The 20,165-nt window shown below is 35.9% G+C and carries 17 protein-coding genes; 15 read left to right on the top strand and 2 right to left on the bottom strand.

Annotation, left to right across the window (positions count from 1 at the left end; all coding sequences use genetic code 11):
* The 15 genes from BMX64_RS11765 (at position 1) to BMX64_RS11695 (ending at position 17,873) form a co-directional block, all read left to right on the top strand.
* The gene (locus BMX64_RS11765; protein WP_091172077.1) at positions 1-990 is read left to right on the top strand and encodes an NAD(P)-dependent oxidoreductase; all 990 of its coding nucleotides are present in this window, start codon (positions 1-3) and stop codon (positions 988-990) included.
* A gap of 66 nt (positions 991-1,056) precedes the next feature.
* A complete protein-coding gene (locus BMX64_RS11760) occupies positions 1,057-2,160 on the top strand; it encodes a site-2 protease family protein (protein WP_091172074.1) in 1,104 nt (367 codons plus the stop codon).
* Complete coding sequence (locus BMX64_RS11755; protein WP_167543060.1) at positions 2,147-3,301, top strand: phospholipase D-like domain-containing protein; 1,155 nt, start codon at positions 2,147-2,149, stop codon at positions 3,299-3,301. Before BMX64_RS11760 ends, BMX64_RS11755 begins: the two co-directional genes overlap by 14 nt.
* 483 nt (positions 3,302-3,784) lie before the next feature.
* The gene (locus tag BMX64_RS11750) at positions 3,785-4,846 is read left to right on the top strand and encodes a reverse transcriptase domain-containing protein (RefSeq protein WP_091172069.1); all 1,062 of its coding nucleotides are present in this window, start codon (positions 3,785-3,787) and stop codon (positions 4,844-4,846) included.
* Between the two features lie 249 nt (positions 4,847-5,095).
* The gene (locus tag BMX64_RS11745) at positions 5,096-5,668 is read left to right on the top strand and encodes a YceI family protein (RefSeq protein ID WP_091172067.1); all 573 of its coding nucleotides are present in this window, start codon (positions 5,096-5,098) and stop codon (positions 5,666-5,668) included.
* A 75-nt stretch (positions 5,669-5,743) separates the two neighbouring features.
* On the top strand, positions 5,744-6,649 hold the full coding sequence (locus BMX64_RS11740; protein ID WP_091172065.1) for a DnaJ C-terminal domain-containing protein: 906 nt from the start codon (positions 5,744-5,746) through the stop codon (positions 6,647-6,649).
* 2 nt (positions 6,650-6,651) lie between these two features.
* Entirely contained in the window at positions 6,652-6,939 is a 288-nt protein-coding gene (locus BMX64_RS11735; protein WP_244273290.1) for a chaperone modulator CbpM, read from the top strand.
* A 199-nt stretch (positions 6,940-7,138) separates the two neighbouring features.
* Positions 7,139-7,972, top strand: coding sequence for a universal stress protein (locus BMX64_RS11730; protein ID WP_091172061.1), 834 nt, complete (start codon positions 7,139-7,141; stop codon positions 7,970-7,972).
* A 136-nt stretch (positions 7,973-8,108) separates the two neighbouring features.
* On the top strand, positions 8,109-9,107 hold the full coding sequence (locus BMX64_RS11725) for a sodium:calcium antiporter (RefSeq protein WP_091172059.1): 999 nt from the start codon (positions 8,109-8,111) through the stop codon (positions 9,105-9,107).
* Positions 9,108-9,118: 11 nt separating this feature from the next.
* Complete coding sequence (locus BMX64_RS11720; protein ID WP_091172056.1) at positions 9,119-11,722, top strand: cation-translocating P-type ATPase; 2,604 nt, start codon at positions 9,119-9,121, stop codon at positions 11,720-11,722.
* Positions 11,723-12,019: 297 nt separating this feature from the next.
* Positions 12,020-12,802 carry an MlaE family ABC transporter permease gene (locus BMX64_RS11715; RefSeq protein ID WP_091172055.1) on the top strand — a complete coding sequence of 261 codons (783 nt, stop codon included), beginning with the start codon at positions 12,020-12,022 and terminating at the stop codon, positions 12,800-12,802.
* A gap of 5 nt (positions 12,803-12,807) precedes the next feature.
* Entirely contained in the window at positions 12,808-13,560 is a 753-nt protein-coding gene (locus BMX64_RS11710; protein WP_091172209.1) for an ABC transporter ATP-binding protein, read from the top strand.
* Positions 13,561-13,567: 7 nt separating this feature from the next.
* Positions 13,568-14,557, top strand: coding sequence for an MlaD family protein (locus tag BMX64_RS11705; protein ID WP_091172053.1), 990 nt, complete (start codon positions 13,568-13,570; stop codon positions 14,555-14,557).
* 50 nt (positions 14,558-14,607) lie between these two features.
* Complete coding sequence (locus BMX64_RS11700; protein ID WP_091172050.1) at positions 14,608-15,645, top strand: glycoside hydrolase family 130 protein; 1,038 nt, start codon at positions 14,608-14,610, stop codon at positions 15,643-15,645.
* 11 nt (positions 15,646-15,656) lie between these two features.
* Positions 15,657-17,873, top strand: a complete 2,217-nt coding sequence (locus tag BMX64_RS11695) for a glycosyltransferase (protein ID WP_091172049.1) — start codon at positions 15,657-15,659, stop codon at positions 17,871-17,873.
* Between the two features lie 66 nt (positions 17,874-17,939).
* Here BMX64_RS11695 and BMX64_RS11690 read toward each other — a convergent pair whose 3' ends face one another.
* Together BMX64_RS11690 and BMX64_RS11685 are read right to left on the bottom strand one after the other, a co-directional pair.
* Positions 17,940-19,064, bottom strand: a complete 1,125-nt coding sequence (locus BMX64_RS11690; RefSeq protein WP_091172047.1) for a cysteine desulfurase family protein — start codon at positions 19,062-19,064, stop codon at positions 17,940-17,942.
* Between the two features lie 20 nt (positions 19,065-19,084).
* Positions 19,085-20,002 (bottom strand): EamA family transporter, encoded by a 918-nt coding sequence (locus tag BMX64_RS11685; RefSeq protein WP_091172045.1) that lies wholly within the window; start codon positions 20,000-20,002, stop codon positions 19,085-19,087.
* Positions 20,003-20,165 lie beyond the last annotated feature (163 nt).

Raw genomic sequence — 20,165 nt, 5'->3', positions numbered from 1 at the left:
ATGAAAGTATTAGTCTACAGCATCTTTGGCTTTGATAAGCCATTTATGGAAAAATCGGCCCATGGAAATCATGAATTGGTTTTTACGGAGCAGCATTTGAATGAAAACACGGCACATTTGGCCCAAGGATTTGATGCCGTTTCGCTTTTCACTTCAGATGTGGCTTCAGAAACAGTTTTGCAAAAACTTTATACCTGCGGTGTGAAATATATCGCGTTGCGGGCTGTACATTCAGATTTAATTGATGTTCCAAGGGCAAAATCTCTGGCGATGAAGGTGGCAAATGTTCCCGTTTATTCTCCTTATTCGGTGGCTGAACATGCTGTTGGTTTGGTATTGGCACTGAACAGGAAACTGGTTTTAGGACAGCGATTAATGCACATTGGAGATTACCGAATGGATCATTTGGTCGGTTTTGATTTGCATGGAAAAACAGTAGGAATCATTGGAACCGGAAAAATAGGTGCTGCATTTGCAAGGATTATGCATGGTTTTGGATGTAAAATCATAGCTTTTGATATTGAAGAAAACAAGGAGTTACGGAATGAACTTCCAATATTCTACAAGACTTTGGAGGAAGTTTGCGCCTTGTCTGATGTGTTGTCTATACATGCTTTTTGGAATGATTCATCTAAATATATGTTTGACAAAAACACCTTTTCGTTGTGCAAAAAAGGCATGATTTTTATTAATACAGCGCATGGAAAATTTGTGAATACCGACGATTTAATAGAAGCATTAGATAACAAAATCCTTGCTGCTGTTGGTTTAGACGTCTATGAAAAAGAAAATTCGATATTTTTTCAGGATCATACGGAAGCTCCTATTACAGACACTTTGTTTTTGAAACTACGCTCCTATCCCAATGTCATGTTTACCGGAAATCAAGGTTTTTTGACTAATGAAACGCTGGCAGGAATTGCCCATACGACGATTGCTAATTTAAATGCTTGGACGTATAATGGCATTTCTGAAAATGAAATAAGTTGATAAAAACAGAATATTTATCCTTATAGCTTGATTATTTATCAAAATAAACTCCTAAAAAAGCACCAAATGAAAGGCTCCTTTAAACTCGGAAAAATAGCAGATATAGGTATTTTTGTTCACTGGACATTCTCGTTACTGATTCTGTTTATCATTTTCATTAATTACCGATCTGGTCAAAATGCTACTCAGATCGTATGGTCGGTTGTGTTTATTTTGAGTATTTTCATAACTGTCGTAATGCATGAATTAGGACATGCTTTGGCAGCAAAAAGATACCATATAATTACCAAAGACATCACACTATTGCCTATTGGCGGTTTAGCACGACTCGAAAAAATTCCTGAAAAACCAATCGAAGAGTTAGTCGTGGCTATTGCAGGACCTTTGATAAACATAACTTTAGCATTTATTACCGGAATTTTTATTACCATTCCTGATACATCAGAACAACTCATGACTGAATTATCAAACGGTGTCAATGCCAATAATTTCTTTCTGAATTTCTTTTTAGTGAATTTTTGGTTGGCACTTTTCAATTTGATCCCAGCGTTTCCCATGGATGGCGGTCGAATTTTACGTGCCTTGTTATCCTTCAGAATGCAGCGAAATATAGCTACCCGCATTTCGGCGCGGATTGGACAATTTCTTGCGTTGGGATTTATACTTTTTGGATTTTTTACCTCCCCTATTTTAGTTTTTATTGGTATTTTTGTTATCATTGGTGCTCAGGTTGAAGCGGATTATACGGAATCGAAATTCATGTTGAAAGGGTTTAAAGTCCATGACGTTGTAATGAAAGACTATCCAAAGATTGATGCCAATGCCACCGTCAAAACTGCAGTAGCATTAGTTTTGAACAGCCAAAACAAGAATTTTTTAATCATGGAAGAAGCAACTCCTGTCGGAACACTGAACCGTGACCAAATCATAATGGCACTCTCCAAAAAAGGGGAAGAGGAATTTATTTATAATGTTATGGATCGGAATTTAATTTTTCTCGATGCAAATTCGCTTCTGGAAAATGTTTTTGAACTCATACAACTCAATAAATCAAGGTTAATGCTCGTTATGGAAAACAATGAAGTCACCGGAACTTTGGATATCGAAAATCTAATGGAGTTCATTTTGATTAATGAAGTTACTACAAATAAAGCGCATGATAAAAACTAACGATAGCTTTAATATTGCCAAAAACTTAGAGCTGGTGTTCAGTGGCGAAGATTATTTTGCCCGTTTAGAAACTATAATCCGCGAAGCACAATCTCAAATACAGCTCCAAATGTATCTTTTTGAAAATGATGCAACGGGAAAAAGGATCGTCAACGCACTAAAAGAAGCTGCGCTCCGCAAAGTTGAAATTTACGTACTCTTAGATGGTTTGGGCTCTTTAACCTTTCCGGCAGAGCTAATCAAGGAACTGAAATATAGTGGCGTAAATATTCGTTTTTTTGCCCCTTTATTTTCTACATACACTTTTTATCTAGGACGAAGATTGCATCGCAAAGTTGTTGTCGCTGACGCAAAAGTTGCGCTGGTTGGCGGCATAAATATCGCTGATAAATACCGCGGTTCCGTCACCGAAAAACCTTGGCTGGACTACGCCGTTCAAATAAACGGGGAAATAGCCAAACCGCTTCAACAGCTTTGTCACGATATTTATTTTAAAAAAAGACATCTGAGGAATAAAAAAATAAAATCTGCATTTCATATCCAAGAAGATACTTCCGTTCGCATCCTCCAGAATGACTGGTTGAAAGGGAAAAACGAAATATGTGACGGTTATATAAAATCCATCCGACATGCCAAAAAGGAAATCATCATTGTAGGCAGTTATTTTCTTCCCGGAATCCGAATTATTCGAGCCTTGAAAAAAGCGTCTAAAAATAAAGTAGTCATCAAATTGATTCTCTCCGGAAAATCAGATCTTCCGCTGACAAGACGGGCAACTTGTTTTTTGTATGGTAAACTTCTCCACTATAACATTGAATTGTATGAATGGAACGAATCCATTTTACACGGAAAAGTAGCTGTAGTAGATGGCAATTGGTCTACAATTGGTTCTTTTAACCTGAATAATTTGAGCTCCTACGGAAGTCTGGAAATGAATGTCGAAATCCTTTCGGAATCCTTTTCAGCACGTTTTCAGGAGCACCTCAACGAAATTATTGCACAATGCCAAAGCATCACTCCCGAATCACTGAAAACTAAAACCACTGTAATGACGAAATTCATCAACTTGGTTTCCTATGCTATCACCAGAATCGTAGAATTAGTAGTGACTTATACTCCTTATAAACGGTTCTATAATTAATTAAATACAATTGCTTTAGCGTAAAAAAATGGAGAAGAATCATTCGATTTTTAAATAGTAAAAAAGGTGAAAAAATTAAATAAACTTGTGTCTATCTTAAACTATTTTTCGTAAATTTATATTATAATTAATTGATTTTTAAATAGTTATAAAATACTGTAAATTTATAAAAAATGGAACCACACCGAATAAAAACCAAAAAGAAAGAGGATTGGATCCAAAAGGATTTTGAAAGACAAGTCCCGAAATTGGACTGTAAAAAAATATTTGTCCCTAGTCAGGATGAACTATTTTTTTGATTCATTTTTAAAATAAATTTGTTAGCCCTGGTTAGCGACGGAGCCGTGAGTCACTGTTCTGTAATTGAATGTTCTTTCAAGCACCAGGTTTAAAAGATTCTCCGCAGAGCTCCGAACTTTTAAACCGGTTTTCTTAATTGGGATAGGGACAGAAAAGTCTCTATCCTATTAAAAATTTAATTCTATGGATTTTGCACATTATAAAGATGCCTTTATTAAGGAAGCCCATAAAACAGAGTATTCCCTGACCGATATTCAACGTTGTCTGGATTATGCCGAGGCTTTATATTTGCATCAAGTACCTGTGATTTATAATCCTACACATTTATCTGGCTTAGTGGGTTACAAAAAAGAATATTTGAAAAAAGCATCGCTATTTCCCAACTATTTTTACCGTGATTTTGAAGTAGCTAAAAAAAATGGAGGTAAACGACTTATTTCTGAGCCACTTCCCAGTTTGAAAGAAATCCAAATCTGGATCCTTAGAAACATACTGTATAAAGTACCCAGCAGTGCTTTTGCGAAAGCATACAGACCTACGGTAACCTTATTGGAAAACCTGAGATTTCATAAAAATCAGCCCAAAGTTTTTACGCTGGATTTAGAAAATTTCTTTCCGTCAATTCGCGTTGAAGCAGTTGAAAATGAATTCCTAAAATTGGGATATTCTAAAATAGTATCAAAACTCCTGTCAAAATTATGTACCCGAAACGGAACTTTGCCGCAAGGTGCTCCCACGAGTCCCTATCTTTCGAATCTTGTTTTTAAAGAGGCCGATGCTGCAATTGCTACGTATTGCAAAGAGCACAAAATTCGCTATACCCGTTATGCAGATGATATGAGTTTTTCTGGCGATTTTGATGAGAATGAATTGCTTCAAAAAGTGACGGAAACCGTTGAAAAAATTGGGTTTCGAATCAATGCAAAAAAAACCAAACTGATGACAACCGGAATGCGCCAAACAGTTACCGGTGTGGTAGTCAATGAAAAGCCCCAAGTGGTATTTTACAAACGAAATGAGTTGAGACAAGCCTTATATTACATTCAGAAATTTGGTTTTGAGGAACACCGAGAATATAAGGAGATTGACCAGAAGAATTATCTGGAACACCTGTTAGGAAAAATAAATTTTGTGCTGCAAATTAACCCAAAAGATGCGGAATTTATAAAGTACAAATCTTTGTTGATTGATCTAAAGAATAAACAAGACTTAAAAGCTCTGGAAGATGAATTGTTACCAATATAAGAATGAAAAAAATTCATTTGTAGCAATGAATTTTAAAAAGCTCCAAAATGGAGCTTTTTAAAATTCATAATCACCTCTAATAAAACGTTTTATTACTGTTTTAACGACTAAAAATTGATTAAATTTGAAAGACATAATTTCTGAAAATTATAATCATAAATACTTGACATACTAGCAATATCAAAAAAAATAAATCGATTTTAAACCTCTTCATAGAATATTCTCTAATTAATTTTAAAATATTAAGCCATGAAAAAAATAACAACAATTATCACAACATTATTTTTATCTACTTTTCTGTTTGCACAAACAACATGGAAAGCGGATCCGATGCATTCAAAATTAACTTTTAGTACGGTACATAATGGTATCTCTGATATTGCCGGATTATTCAAAACATTTGAGATTAGCGCAATTACTTCCAAAACTGATTTCAGTGATGCTGTTTTTGAACTTTCAACTGATGTTGCATCCATCAATACCGAAGTGGAAATGCGTGACAAACATTTAAGAAGTGAGGAATTTTTTGATGTTGAAAAATATCCTAAAATGACTTTTAAAAGCACATCAATACAAAAAACAGAGAAAGATAAATACAAACTAACGGGCCAACTCACACTGCACGGAATAACTAAACCGGTAGTCATCACTATGTGGTACAGAGGAACTATTGAAAATCCACAATCTAAAGCACCAACAGCTGGTTTTAAATTCAGTACTGTCATAAAACGTTCTGATTTTAATATAGGTCCAAAATTCCCTGCGCCAATGATTAGTGATGAAGTAAAAATTAAGGCCGACAGTGAATTTATAAAACAATAAATATCGAAAAACCATTTTTTGTATTTCCAGATACTACAAACCTAACCCAATAACCACAACATAAAAATAATCGCAATGGCATTCATAGACTATTATAAGATTCTTGAAGTGGACAAAAAAGCAACCGAAGCCGAAATTAAAAAGGCGTATCGCAAACTTGCGCGTAAATACCATCCCGACTTAAATCCCAACGATAAGGAAGCCGAAAGAAAATTCAAGGAAATCAATGAAGCAAATGAAGTTTTGAGCCATGCGGAGAATCGTAAGAAATATGATGATTACGGCGAAAACTGGCAACATGCGGAAGAATTCGAAAAATCCAAACAACAACGGCAATACCAAGGAAATGGACAACAAGGTGGTTTTGGCGGAGGAGGATTCAGTGGCGGTGGTGATTTCTCTGATTTTTTTGAATCTATGTTTGGTGGTCGTACCTCTAGTGGCGGTGGTCGCAGAAGTGCGCAGTTCAAAGGACAGGATTTTAATGCTGAACTGCATCTGGAACTCAAAGACGTGTACACGACTCACAAACGTACGCTGACTATTAATGGCAAAAACATTCGTATTAACATTCCCGCCGGTATTGAAAACGGGCAACAAATAAAAATAAGTGGTATGGGGGGCGAGGGTTCCGGTGGTGGACCAAAAGGTGATTTGTACATTACGTTCACGGTGGCGAATCACACTAAATTTAAACGTGATAAAAATAATCTTTATGCAACAGTGGATTTAGATTTATATACTGCGCTATTGGGCGGCGAGATTACCGCAGATACCTTTGACGGAAAAGTAAAACTGACCGTGAAACCCGGAACCCAAAACGGAACCAAAGTCAAATTGAAAGGAAAAGGGTTTCCGGTGTATAAAAAAGAAGGAGAATTTGGGGATTTGTACCTGACCTATCAAATACAAATTCCCATCAATCTTTCTGAAAAAGAAAAAGAATTATTTACGGAACTCGCTACGCTAAGAAACTCATGAACATGGAAAACTTGATCCCGATACCAATATTATGTGCTCATTATGAAGTGGAAATGTCTTTTTTTACAAACCTCAACGAAATGGGTCTGCTCGAAATAAAAACAATCGAAACCAGCCAATATATAGATTCCGATGCGGTTCATGAAATCGAAAAAATGGTTCACATGCATCAGGAATTAGATGTTAATATAGAAGGAATTGATATCGTATTCAATCTGTTGCAAAAAATTGATATGTTACAGAATGAATTGACCGCTCTCAAAAACAGATTGCGTTTGTACGAAAGTTAAAAAATACCCCAAATGAATCTGCCTTGACAAAGTTTGTGTTTCACTGTTTTCAGAAATAGAAAAAGTTGTAATACTATTTAGTGAATTTACTATTTATTTAACTGAAAATTAAATTTATGAAATCACCATTTACACCAAGTTTGCGCAAGCAACCAAAGTGACCCCATAAATAACTGCTAAAAAAATAACTTTTACAGCTATGAAAACAATACTTGTACCCACAGACTTTTCCATTCCGGCAGATTCCGCTATTCATTATGCTGTAAAAATAGCAGTGCTTTGGGATGCTTCACTGATTTTGTACCACAGTTTTATTCCTTTCGAAAGTGGTTTTTATCTTCTTTCACTGAGTGAAAAAGAAAATATGGAAGCCCACAAAAAATTAACAGACAGGCTCACTGCGATGAAGAATTCCATTGTAAAGAAAAACCCCAATCTTTCTATTTCAATTCATGTCGATCAAGGTCCGGAAGCTATTAAGATCATTAATTTTTGCAAAAAAAGCAAAGTCGATTTGATTGTTATGGGTACCAAAGGTGCTAGTGGTCTGAAAGAAAAACTCATTGGAAGTTTTACAGCCGAAGTGATAGCAAACGCTCCTTGTCCGGTATTGGCAATTCCAAATAAGTATAAATTCAAAGTGCCTAAAAAAATCATGTATGCAACCAATTATACTAAAAAAGACAAGAAAGTACTCCAATCGCTATTAGAATTCAACCGGCTTTTCGATGCTAAAATTAACATTTTGCACATTGATTGGGGAATTACGTTGTTTACCGCAGATGAAGATTACGAGAAGTATAAAAAAACAATCCAGAATCATTTTAAAGATTTTGAATTCACTTTTAATCATACCGTCGGAAAAGATGTTACAAAAACAATTTTAGAGGAAACCCTGATTGATAAAACGGATATGATTGTGATGAATCCTATAAAAAGAAAAGGAATCTGGAATCGTCTTTTTAACCGAAGTGTAACCAAAAAAATGGCCTATCACGTTCCCATTCCATTACTGACAATTCCAATTAAATAATACCCAATTCTTCCCCAAACAAAAGTAAATTAAGGCATATACTTTCACAAAAGATCCTACTATAGCAATGTATTCCTGATGATTAAAACAATGATTTAGGGAAAACCAGAGACACTAACGGAGTAATTATTTCAATATGAATACTTTATACCTTGATAGTATTGGATTTCTGATTGCAACAACAGTAATTGTAGTAACAGGTTCACGGCTTTCTAAGTATGGCGATATAATGGCCGATATGCTGGGCTGGGGAAAAATGTTTATGGGTATTATTCTCTTGGCATCAGTTACCTCCATGCCTGAATTGATGAATGGGATAAGCTCCGTAATTTTTCTGGATGCTCCGGATCTTGCTGTTGGTGATATTGTGGGAAGTTGCGCTTTCAATATCCTTATTATTTCCATAATGGATTTGTTTTACGATCATAAAAAACCCTTGACTTCCGTTGCACAAACAGGCCATATCATTGCCGCATCTTTTGGGATTATACTCTTGAGCTTAGTTGCTTTTGCAATCTTAATGCCTGATTTTTTTGGAACCATCTTATGGATTGGAGAATTCAGTCTGCTATTTCTATTATTCTACTTCATTGCTATTCGCGTTATTTTTCTTTATGAAAAGAAAGAAAACAACCATCGGGAAGATAAAAAATATTCCTATTCGCTAACCCTTAAACAAGTAATGCTCCGCTATTCATTGAATGCTGTTGTTTTGATGGCAGCAGCCTTACTTTTACCTTATTTTGGCAAACCGCTTGCATCAGCAAGCGGTTTGGGACAAAGTTTTTTTGGAACATTATTTATTGCCGCTTCCACTTCTCTTCCTGAAGTGGTCGTATCGATTGCCGCCATCCGCATGGGAACAATCGATCTGGCAATTGGTAATATTTTTGGAAGTAATATTTTCAATATTGCCATTCTTGCGCTTGACGATATGTTGTACACGAAAGGTCCCATTTTTCAGTTTACCAGTCCCAATCATATTATTCCTGTCATGGGCACCATTATAATTACGGCAATAGGCATTATCGGAATTATTTTTAAAGAAGAAAAAAAATGGAAACTTGCCATTGACACTGCTTTAATTGCAGTAGTTTATGTGCTCATGATGGGGCTGTTGTATTACAAAAAATAAAAACCAAAGCGATGAACTGGCATTTACTACCACTATCAGAAATAACCCAGTTGTTGCACACAACTTCAAGCGGTCTTGATGCTGTAACGGCATCAAACCGCTTGTGTGAACATGGGAAAAACCAAATTGAAGACACAAAAAAGAAGACTGTTTTACAAATGATACTTTCTCAGTTGTCTGATTTCATGATTCTGATTTTGATTGCAGCGGCACTAATTTCGGGGATAATTGGGGATGTTACGGATACGATTATTATTCTTGCCATTATCATTATGAATGCAACTGTAGGATTCATTCAGGAATATCGGGCCGAAAAAGCGATGGAGGCATTAAAAAATATGGCGGCAAACCATGCCCGCATTTTACGAGAAGGAAAAACCATGGACATTCCGGCTTCAGATTTGGTTCCGGGTGATGTTGTGGTTCTGGAAGCCGGCAATGTTATTCCAGCTGACATTCGGTTTTTTGAAACCCATCAAACAAAAGTGGATGAATCAGCGCTTACCGGTGAATCCAATAATGTAGAAAAAAGTATTGAGGAACTTCCAGAAGGAAATTATGCGCTAGGCGACCAGACGAACATGGGTTACAAAGGCACTTCGGTTACGAATGGTCGTGCGATAGGATATGTAGTGGCAACGGGAATGCAAACGGAACTGGGTCATATTGCCAAAATGATTCAAACGGATGAAACCACAACGCCATTGCAAAAAAGATTAGCCGCTTTTGGCAAACGTTTGTCCGTAATCATATTGATTATTTGTACCATTATATTCTGTATCGGATGGTTGCGGGGAGAATCTGTAATGACCATGTTGATTACTTCTATTTCCCTTGCTGTAGCCGCAATTCCGGAAGCATTACCGGCATTAGTGACTATTGCTTTGGCTTTTGGTGCCAAGAAATTAGCCAAAAATAATGCGCTCATTCGCAAATTACCGGCCGTGGAAACGCTGGGTTCCGTAACCTACATCTGTTCCGATAAAACGGGGACCCTTACAATGAATAAAATGACCGTGCAGGAAATTTTTGAAACAGCAGAAACCAAATACAATACCGCTTTTGAAGAAAAGAACCGACTGCTTCATGCCATGGCTTTGAACAATGATGTCTCGAAAGGGGAAAACGGAAAATGGATGGGCGATTCTACCGAAGTCGCATTGGTACAATTTGCTTTCGATAAAAATTTAAACCGTGCTGATTTAGAAAAAATCATTCCACGAATTGCCGAATTGCCTTTTGATTCCAAAAGAAAATGCATGACTACTATACATGACATCCAAAATACTGATGCTGAAATTGTCGTGATTACAAAAGGAGCTGTTGACGTATTGTTTGAAAAACTGAATGCGGAACAAAAATCACATATTCCCGAATTTGAATGCAAAGTCAATGAAATGGCGGAAAAAGGCTATCGGGTTTTAGGATATGCAATGAAAACACTTTCTTCCTTACCGGAAAATTTGGACCCAAATGCCATTGAAACAGAACTAACACTTATTGGTTTTGTTGGGATGATTGACCCGCCACGTGAGGAAGCGAGACAAGCGGTTTCGGAGTGCAAAGAAGCAGGTATTATTCCGGTGATGATTACCGGTGATCATAAACTTACTGCAAAAGCAATTGCCGAAAAACTGGGAATCATTTCTTCTGAAGAAGATCTCGTGCTGACGGGTTCCGAATTATCTGAATTAACACAAATTGAATTCGTGAAAATTGTTGAGAAAGTTCGGGTGTATGCCCGTGTCAATCCCGAACAGAAATTAAGAATTATTAATGCGTTGCAATCTAAAAATCATTTTGTTGCCATGACTGGCGACGGTGTCAATGATGCGCCAGCACTAAAAAATGCTGATATTGGAATCGCCATGGGAATCAACGGCACCGAAGTTTCAAAAGAAGCTTCGCACATGATTTTGCTCGATGATAATTTTGCAACAATTATAGTTGCAGTCAAACATGGTAGAAAAATATTTGACAACATCCTGAAATTCATCAAGTACATTATGACCGGAAATTCAGGCGAAATATGGGCTATATTCTTGGCTCCGTTCTTTGGTTTACCCATTCCGTTATTGGCCATTCACATTCTTTGGATCAATTTAGTGACTGATGGTTTGCCTGGATTAGCATTGGCCTCCGAGCCCTCAGAAACCAATATAATGAAACGGCCTCCCAGAAATCCCACTAAAAATATTTTTTCAAACGGTATGGCACTACACATTTTGTGGGTTGGATTTTTAATGGGCGTCGTCACCATAGGAATGCAGGCTTATGCCATACATTATGCAAACACGCATTGGCAAACGATGGCCTTTACAGTGCTTTGTTTTAGTCAATTGGGACATGTAATGGTCATTCGTTCCGGACGGGATTCTATTTTTAAAATAGGTTTTTTTTCTAACAAACCTATGGTTGGAGCATTACTAATCACTGTTGCACTGCAGATTATGATTATTTACATGCCTTTTTTTAATGAAATTTTCAAAACACAACCGCTTACTTTATATGAGTTACTGCTGACCTTGGCCGTATCAAGTATTGTTTTTTGGTCTGGAGAAATAGAGAAATCGATTAAAAACAGAAAAAGAGAAAATCCAATTGTCTTTCCATAACGTCAGCTATCAAACATAACAGGTAACCTTTCAAAGGTTAGCACTGACTTTTTCTGTTTTGATTTTTTATGTCTTCGATTTATCAAAAATTACTTTTGCATTTACGATTATAGAATTGAAATTATTCACTCGGATAAAAACAACGATTGCAAAAATGTCTTTATTTTTAAAAATCGCTATTTTATCGACAAAACCCTCAATATAATAGGCAAACAACACTTTTAATAGCACTGATAATCAGATAAATAACTATATATTTGAGTAGCTATTTTCTGTTAAAAACTAATTCATTTGCTTATGAATACTATTTCAAAAATAAGGGAATTATTCAAAGCTTTTTTACTCGAAATTGGTGAACTCTCTTACTTTGCAGGTCGTTTTTTTCAAGAAACTTTTAAACGTCCTATGGAATTCAAAGAGTTTTTACGGCAGTGTTTTAATATGGGAAATCGCTCCTTGCTTCTTGTAGCAGTTACGGGATTTATTATTGGATTGGTATTCACCTTGCAATCGCGTCCTACGTTACAGGAATTTGGCGCTGTTTCTTGGATGCCGTCTATGGTTAGTATTTCGTTGATTCGAGAAATTGGTCCTATTATAACGGCTTTGATTTGTGCGGGACGAATTGGTTCTGGTATTGGCGCTGAATTAGGTTCGATGAGGGTTACGGAACAAATTGATGCTATGGAAGTTTCCGGTACTAACCCGTTTAAATATTTAGTGGTAACCCGAGTTTTGGCTACCACTTTTATGTTACCCGTTTTGGTTTTTTTTGGAGATGCTATCGCAATATTTGGTTCTTTTCTTGTGGAAAACATCAAAGGAAGAGTCTCCTTCTTATTGTATTACAACCAGGTTTTTGATGCATTGGAGTTTGGTGATTTGATACCTGCAACCATCAAAACGTTCTTTTTTGGATTTGCCATCGGATTAGTAGGTTGTTTCAAGGGATATTATTGCAAAAAAGGGACAGCAGGTGTGGGTTTAGCAGCTAATTCTGCAGTGGTTTTCACCTCGATGTTACTGTTTATTATTGACTTTGTTGCTGTTTTTGTTACCGATATATTTTATGATTTATGACTATTATGAGTATCCCGACACCCAATCAAAACCGAATTATAGAAATCAAAGACTTGCGAAAAAGTTATGGTGACAATCATGTTTTGGATGGTTTTAATATGGTATTGAATGAAGGGGAAAATCTGGTAATTATGGGGAAATCCGGTTCTGGAAAATCAGTGATGATAAAATGCTTGATTGGACTGGAACAGCCGGACAGCGGCTCTATCGTTGTAATGGGCAAAGACATTAGGCAACTTAGTCGCGAGGAACTGGACGATCTACGCACCGAAGTTGGATTCCTTTTTCAGGGAAGCGCGCTATACGATTCGATGACGGTTCGTGAAAATCTGGAATTTCCGTTGCGTCGTCACAAAAAAAAGTTTGGAGTCATTAAAGACACCACACCGTTAGTGATGGAAGCTTTGGAAAACGTGGGATTAGCACACACGATTAATTTAATGCCAGAAGAACTATCGGGTGGAATGAAACGACGAATTGCTTTGGCCAGAACATTGATTCTGCAACCAAAAATAATTCTGTATGACGAACCTACAACGGGATTAGATCCCATTACTGCAAAAGAAATTTTGCTCTTGATGATGTCTATCCAACAAAAATACAACACCTCGGCAATTATCATTACCCATGACGTGGATTGCGCCAGAGTGATTTCGAACCGAATGATTTTATTGGTTGATGGTATCAATTATATCGAAGGGCCTTTTGAGGAATTGTCCATCTCAACAGATCCGAAAGTTCAAGCTTTCTTTAAATAAGAATAAAATGGAAAAAACGACATCACAAAAATTGCGTCTTGGACTTTTTGTAATAATCGGGTTATTGCTGTTTATACTCGCCGTGTATTTCATTGGCGATAAGCAACAAATGTTTGGAAAAACCAATCAATTATCAGCGGTTTTCAGTAATGTCAGTGGATTACAACTAGGAAATAATGTGCGCTATTCCGGAATAAATGTGGGAACGGTTCGCGGTATAGCCATGATTAACGATACGGCGATTAGAGTCGATATGCTGATTGACAAGACCATTTTCCCGCATATCAGGAAAAATGCAATTGCCACAATAGGTTCAGATGGTTTAGTGGGCAATATGATTATCAATATCATTCCTGGTAAGGAAAAAGCAACCTCAATATCCCCTGGAGATGAGATTCGTACGTTAAGCCGCATTCGCACTGATGATATGCTGAACACCCTTGGCAAAACCAATAAAAATGCTGCGTTATTGACATCCGATTTACTTAAAATCACGAATGAAATTAATCAGGGAACTGGAACTGTGGGCTTGCTAATTAAGGATTCTAACTTGGCAAATGATTTAAAACAAACCGTTCACTATTTGAAAATTACAGGACAAGGAAGTTCAGAATCTATCACAAAAATAAACCGACTTATTTCTTCATTAGAAAATAAAGACAATGTCATTGGTGTTTTGAAAGATACCGCGGTCGCAAATAATCTTAAAAAAATAGTACTGAATTTAAAACAAACCAGTACTCAAATAGATAACGTTGTAAACAACCTAGATACCACAATTGTAAATATAAAAAACGGTAAAGGAGCAGTAAATTATCTTTCGAATGACCCTGAATTAGTTCGGAAAATAGATTCAACGATGACAAATGTTAACGAGGCGAGTTTGCGTTTGAATGAAAATCTAGAAGCCTTGAAACATAATTTTTTATTACGGGGATATTTTAGAAAACAGGAAAAAGCAAAATTAAAAGAACAGAAAAAGGAAGAACAAAAATAGTTTTTTGGAAATTCATTTGAATTTATAACTATATAAAAGACAATTACAACATGGTTACAATAGAAAAATTAGGAATAATTCTAAGTCCTACCGACCATCCATTTGAAAATAATGGCGTGTTCAATCCCGGTATTTATCAGGAAGGAAACACCATTCATGTTTTATACCGAGCGGTAGAACACGGCAATTATTCTACGATAGGATACGCCAAGTTGGATGGTCCCATGAAAGTAACAGAACGCCATGAAAAACCATTAATTATTAGAGATTTTGATTATGAAAAACACGGTGTCGAAGATGCCAGAATAGTAAAAATTGAGGATACTTATTACATTACATACACCGCTTATGATGGAGTCAATGCGATGGGAGCGCTTGCGACTTCAAAGGATTTAATTCATTTTGAAAAGCACGGTGTGATAACGCCACATGTTAATTATCAAGAATATGAAAATTTTGTAAACTACTGTGACAGTAATAAACTCAATCCAAAATACCATCAATATTACAATCTTTTTGCGCAAATAGGATTGGTTGCTGATGAATTAAGGTTGCTTAGGGATAAAGATGTGGTGTTGTTTCCAAGGAAAATAAACGGAAAATTCATGCTTTTGCATCGGATTTGGCCTGGAATTCAGATTGCGGAATTTACCGATTTCAAGGATTTAACGGAAGCTTTTTGGAAAGAATATCTCATAAATCTGGTGGATCACATTGTACTCGATCCCAAGGATGTATTTGAGGTCAATTACATTGGCGCCGGCGGTCCGCCTATTGAAACTGAATATGGCTGGTTGCTTATTTACCATGGAGTGCAAGAAACAATAAAGGGAAAAATATATCATGCCAGAGCGGCATTACTGCAATTGGACAATCCGAAAATTGAGATTGCAAGATTACCATTTCCGCTATTTTCACCCACAAAACAATGGGAAATAGAGGGAGAAGTGAGCAATATTGTTTTTCCAACGGGACATGCTTTATTTGGGAATGACCTTTACATTTATTACGGTGTGGCTGATAAACACATTGCAGTTGCAAAATTAGACCTAAACGAATTACTTCTCGAATTGAGAAAACAACCTTAAAAAATGACGCTATGAAAATCGAGAAAGGAATAAAAATGCTGATTGTAAGCTCCTATCCACCCAGAGAATGTGGAATAGCAACTTTTACTAATGATATTGTCAATGCATTGGATGTTGTCTTTGGAGACACGCTTCCGGTGGAAGTATGCGCGTTGCAAAATAGGGAACAGGAATTCCAATATCCTGAAGAAGTCAGCTATGTTCTACCGGTTGACTCTTTGGTTCATTACAGGTTGGTTGCTGAAAAAATAAATGAACGAAACGATATTGGACTAGTGTGCATTCAGCATGAATTTGGTCTTTTTAGAGGGGAATATGGCGATCATATTCTTTCCTTTATATTAGCGCTCAACAAACCCATTGTAACCGTTTTTCATACTGTGCTCCCTGATCCGGATGAAAAAAGAAAAAAAGTCGTTTATGCCATTGCTGATTTATCGGACAAGGTGGTGGTACTGACCAAAAAATCAAAAGAAATTTTGACCGATTATTATAATTGTCCTCCTTCTAAAAGTATGGTTATTCCTCACGGCAATCATACTGTACTATGGGAACAGAAAAAAGTACTAAAAAATAAGTATGGCTTCAAAGACAAAATTGTATTATCAACCTTTGGCTTAATTAGCGAAAATAAAGGGATTGAAACCGTATTGCATGCATTACCGGAAATTGTAGCTCGACATCCCGAAGTTGTTTATCTTATCATAGGTAAAACACATCCTGAAGTTATTAAAAAAGAAGGAGAAAAATATCGCAATTCACTTATAACTTTCGTGAAAGAACTCGGTCTGGAAAACAATGTTATTTTTATTAATGAATATCTTCAATTGGACCAATTACTGGAATTTTTAACCCTATCTGAAATTTATTTGTTCAGTTCAAAAGATCCTAATCAAACCGTAAGCGGAACTTTTGCGGATGCTATGAGCAGCGGATGTGCAGTGATTTCTACTCCCATACCGCATGCTGTAGAATCATTGGTAAACGGAAATGGAATCCTGCTGAAAAATTTTGATAATCCAAAAGAATTTCAAAAAGCAATCCTTTATCTTATTGAAAATAAAGAGCAACGAATAGCAATGGCAAAAAATGCTTTTTCTATAGCTCGTGCCACAAACTGGGAGAATATCGCCATACAATACCGCCTTTTATTTGACCAGTTAACGAATAGAGAGGATGATTTGAGATTCAATTTTCCTCCAATAAAATTAGATCATATCAAAAAGATGACTACTGATTTTGGAATTCTTCAGTTTTCAAAATTCAGCCAACCCGATCCTGAATCAGGCTATACGTTAGACGATAATGCAAGAGCACTAATCAATATGGTGATGTACAACAAAGCTTTTCCCAATAAGGAGAATTTAAAACTAGCAAACACCTACCTAAATTTTATCGAAGGCATACAACAACATGATGGCTGGTTTGACAATTACAAAGATTATAACAAGAAACTAACCAAACAAAACGGAGAAGTAAATCTGGAAGATGCAAATGGCAGAGCCTTATGGAGTTTAGGAACCGTAATCTCCCATAGACAAAACCTACCGCTGGACATGATTTGTCAGGCCGTAAAATGCTGGGACAAAGCGATAAAAAAGATAGACAACTTCAAATCACCAAGAGCCATAGCGTATGCTCTAAAAGGACTTTACCTCTATCATGAAACGTACAAAGACGGCGAAATAAAAAATTATATTGAAAAATTAGCTGATGAACTTTTACGCCACTACAAAATAAATTCAGCAGAGAATTGGTGCTGGTATGAAGATTATATGACTTATGCCAATAATGTACTGCCAGAAGCTATGATGTATAGTTATTTAGTCACTAAAAATCCGAAATATAAAAAAATTGCAGTCATCACATTTGACTTTCTGCTTTCCCATTATTTCATGAAAGGGCAACTGAAAGTAATTTCGAACAGAGGTTGGTTCAAGAAACAAAATGAAAGAATATTCTATGGGGAACAACCCATTGAAGTAGCAACAACCATAATTGCACTGGATTTATTTTATGAAATAACGCAAAATAAAAAATATAGAGACCAATTAAAACTCGCTTTCATCTGGTTCTTAGGGAACAATCATTTAAAACAAATCATGTATAATCCGGAAAATGGCGCTTCCTATGATGGATTAGAAGACAAACACATCAACATCAATCAAGGTGCTGAATCTACTTTATGTTTTTTCAAAGCTCGTTTAATCATGGAAAAATATGCATAAATAAAAAAATGACAGTTTCTAAGAATATAAATACCACAAAAAAAATCTGCTTTTCAGCAGATTTTTTTATATTGTTTTCAATGCTTCAATAAGCACATCAATATCTTCTATAGTATTGAAATGACTAAACGAAATACGCAAACTTGGTTTCTTTAAATCTTCATTAGAAAGCATTTCGGCTAAAACATGCGAAGGTTTTATACTTCCGGATTGACAGGCACTTCCGCGGGAAACTGCAATTCCTTTCATGTCTAAGTGAAATAAAATCATCGCTGTTTTATCCGCTGAAAAAGGCAATAAAACATTCAAAACTGTATAAAATCCATCAACAGTTCCATTGATTTCAAAATCTGGAAATTCGATTTCAAGTTGAGTAATAAGATAGTTTCGTAATTCAGTAATATGCTCTTTATCCGTTTCTAAATTGCTGTATGAAAGTTCTAAAGCTTTTGCCATTCCGGCAATTTGATGTAAAGCCTCAGTTCCTGCACGCAATCCTTTTTCCTGTTCTCCACCAAAAAATAGCGGTTGTAATCCAGAATTTTTTCGAATAAAAGCAAAACCAACTCCTTTTGGTCCGTGAAATTTATGTGCACTGGCCACAATAAAATCAATCGGTAATTTTTGTAAATCGATTGTTGTTTTTCCAATGGACTGCACCGTATCCGAATGAAATAAAACATTGTGCTCTTGACAAATACGACCTATTCGTTCCAAATCTAAAATGGTTCCTATTTCGTTATTCACGTGCATCAAACTGACTAATGTCTTTTTTTCTTGCGACAATAACTCAACTAAATGTGTAATATCAATTTCTCCATTTGGCTTAATTCCCACATAATCTACCTGAATACCGTACTCTTTTTCTAATACTAAAGCCGTGTACAAAACTGCATGATGTTCAATTTTACTGGTAATGATTCGTTTTACTTTCAAATCTTTAACGGCAGAACGAAGAATCCAATTATTAGCTTCGGTACCGCAAGACGTGAAAATAATTTCTTGAGCCGTAGCATTCAAATTTTTAGCAATTGATTTTCTGGAAAGCTCCAAAATATTTTTTGCAGAACGCCCTAAACTATGTGTTGACGATGGATTTCCGTAATCTTCCGTTAAAACTTTAGTCATTTCCTGAATCACTTCTGGGCGAAGAGCTGTGGTTGAGGCGTTATCGAGATATACTTTTTTCATTTTTTTAAATTATAAAATTATTACAGCCCTTCGATTTCTGTTGGCATCGCTTTCGGTTTTTTGGAGAAGAGAATTCTTTCATTAAAAACAACTATCGAAACCAAAATTAGAAAATAAGAAAACAATTGAAGGAAACTTACTTGCTCATTGTAATAAAATATGGCCAGTAAAAAATTAATAATCGGGTTAATATAAATCATAATTCCCACTGCGGAAGAGTTAATTCCTTTGAGCGCATAGAGATTTAAAAACAGTGGAATAATGGTAAAAAACACCACAATCATGAACATACAAGTGTAAAATAGAGGTTCCGTAGGGATAGCTCCGCTGTATTTTGGATAAAAAGGCAAAAGAACAAGCGCCGTAAAAATCAACTGAATGGTAAGACCCAGAAATTTATCTAAATCGTTGTTTTTTCGTTGACTCACTAAATAGAGTGCGTAAGTAGCAGCGGTAATAAGGCTATAAAAAATATCCTGAAAATGGTTGAATGACAACAAAATACAACTAAAAAAACTGATTGAAACAGCAACCCACTGCCATTTGCTTAATGTTTCTTTCAACATAAAAAAGGCAAATACTGTAGTTACTATTGGACAAATCAGATAGGCCAATGATGCCGCATTAACACTGACATGATTCATCACGTAGATGTAAACAAACCAGTTTGAGGAAAGAAATACGCCACCGCCAAGTGTCAATAAAACAACATTTTTTTGTTGTTTTGAAGAGATATTTTTGAAATGATTCCAATTTTGTCGCATTACTTTTCTTCGAAAAATAACATTGATCATTACCATCGTAATCACGCTAAAAAATACCCGATAAAACAAAATATCCAAAGAAGGATAATGATGCAACGGTTTTAAAGCAAAACTAAAAAATCCCCACACAAAAAAAGCTAAAAAAGCAGCCGAATAATATTTGTTAAGCCTCATGACCAGTATTAAATTGGTGCAAAGATAATGAATTCTATTGGCTTTAAATGACAGCAATCCTGACAATACTGTCAGTCATGTTTTTGTTCTTTACAGAAAATTATTCCAATATAAAACCTAATATCCTGTTAAATCATCTATTTTTAAACGGGAATGTATTTGG

This window comes from Flavobacterium sinopsychrotolerans (genome assembly GCF_900110375.1).
Classification (GTDB): Bacteria; Bacteroidota; Bacteroidia; order Flavobacteriales; family Flavobacteriaceae; genus Flavobacterium; species Flavobacterium sinopsychrotolerans.
This window is presented reverse-complemented; position numbering and strand designations above follow the sequence as displayed.

What these genes read in the sequence shown, in the direction of transcription:
- BMX64_RS11685 (WP_091172045.1), bottom strand. Translation starts at nt 20,002, where the DNA reads ATGAGGCTTAACAAATATTATTCGGCTGCTTTTTTAGCTTTTTTTGTG.
- BMX64_RS11720 (WP_091172056.1), top strand. Translation starts at nt 9,119, where the DNA reads ATGAACTGGCATTTACTACCACTATCAGAAATAACCCAGTTGTTGCAC.
- BMX64_RS11735 (WP_244273290.1), top strand. Translation starts at nt 6,652, where the DNA reads ATGGAAAACTTGATCCCGATACCAATATTATGTGCTCATTATGAAGTG.
- BMX64_RS11700 (WP_091172050.1), top strand. Translation starts at nt 14,608, where the DNA reads ATGGTTACAATAGAAAAATTAGGAATAATTCTAAGTCCTACCGACCAT.
- BMX64_RS11765 (WP_091172077.1), top strand. Translation starts at nt 1, where the DNA reads ATGAAAGTATTAGTCTACAGCATCTTTGGCTTTGATAAGCCATTTATG.
- BMX64_RS11710 (WP_091172209.1), top strand. Translation starts at nt 12,808, where the DNA reads ATGAGTATCCCGACACCCAATCAAAACCGAATTATAGAAATCAAAGAC.
- BMX64_RS11740 (WP_091172065.1), top strand. Translation starts at nt 5,744, where the DNA reads ATGGCATTCATAGACTATTATAAGATTCTTGAAGTGGACAAAAAAGCA.
- BMX64_RS11730 (WP_091172061.1), top strand. Translation starts at nt 7,139, where the DNA reads ATGAAAACAATACTTGTACCCACAGACTTTTCCATTCCGGCAGATTCC.
- BMX64_RS11715 (WP_091172055.1), top strand. Translation starts at nt 12,020, where the DNA reads ATGAATACTATTTCAAAAATAAGGGAATTATTCAAAGCTTTTTTACTC.
- BMX64_RS11750 (WP_091172069.1), top strand. Translation starts at nt 3,785, where the DNA reads ATGGATTTTGCACATTATAAAGATGCCTTTATTAAGGAAGCCCATAAA.
- BMX64_RS11690 (WP_091172047.1), bottom strand. Translation starts at nt 19,064, where the DNA reads ATGAAAAAAGTATATCTCGATAACGCCTCAACCACAGCTCTTCGCCCA.
- BMX64_RS11705 (WP_091172053.1), top strand. Translation starts at nt 13,568, where the DNA reads ATGGAAAAAACGACATCACAAAAATTGCGTCTTGGACTTTTTGTAATA.
- BMX64_RS11755 (WP_167543060.1), top strand. Translation starts at nt 2,147, where the DNA reads ATGATAAAAACTAACGATAGCTTTAATATTGCCAAAAACTTAGAGCTG.
- BMX64_RS11725 (WP_091172059.1), top strand. Translation starts at nt 8,109, where the DNA reads ATGAATACTTTATACCTTGATAGTATTGGATTTCTGATTGCAACAACA.
- BMX64_RS11745 (WP_091172067.1), top strand. Translation starts at nt 5,096, where the DNA reads ATGAAAAAAATAACAACAATTATCACAACATTATTTTTATCTACTTTT.
- BMX64_RS11695 (WP_091172049.1), top strand. Translation starts at nt 15,657, where the DNA reads ATGAAAATCGAGAAAGGAATAAAAATGCTGATTGTAAGCTCCTATCCA.
- BMX64_RS11760 (WP_091172074.1), top strand. Translation starts at nt 1,057, where the DNA reads ATGAAAGGCTCCTTTAAACTCGGAAAAATAGCAGATATAGGTATTTTT.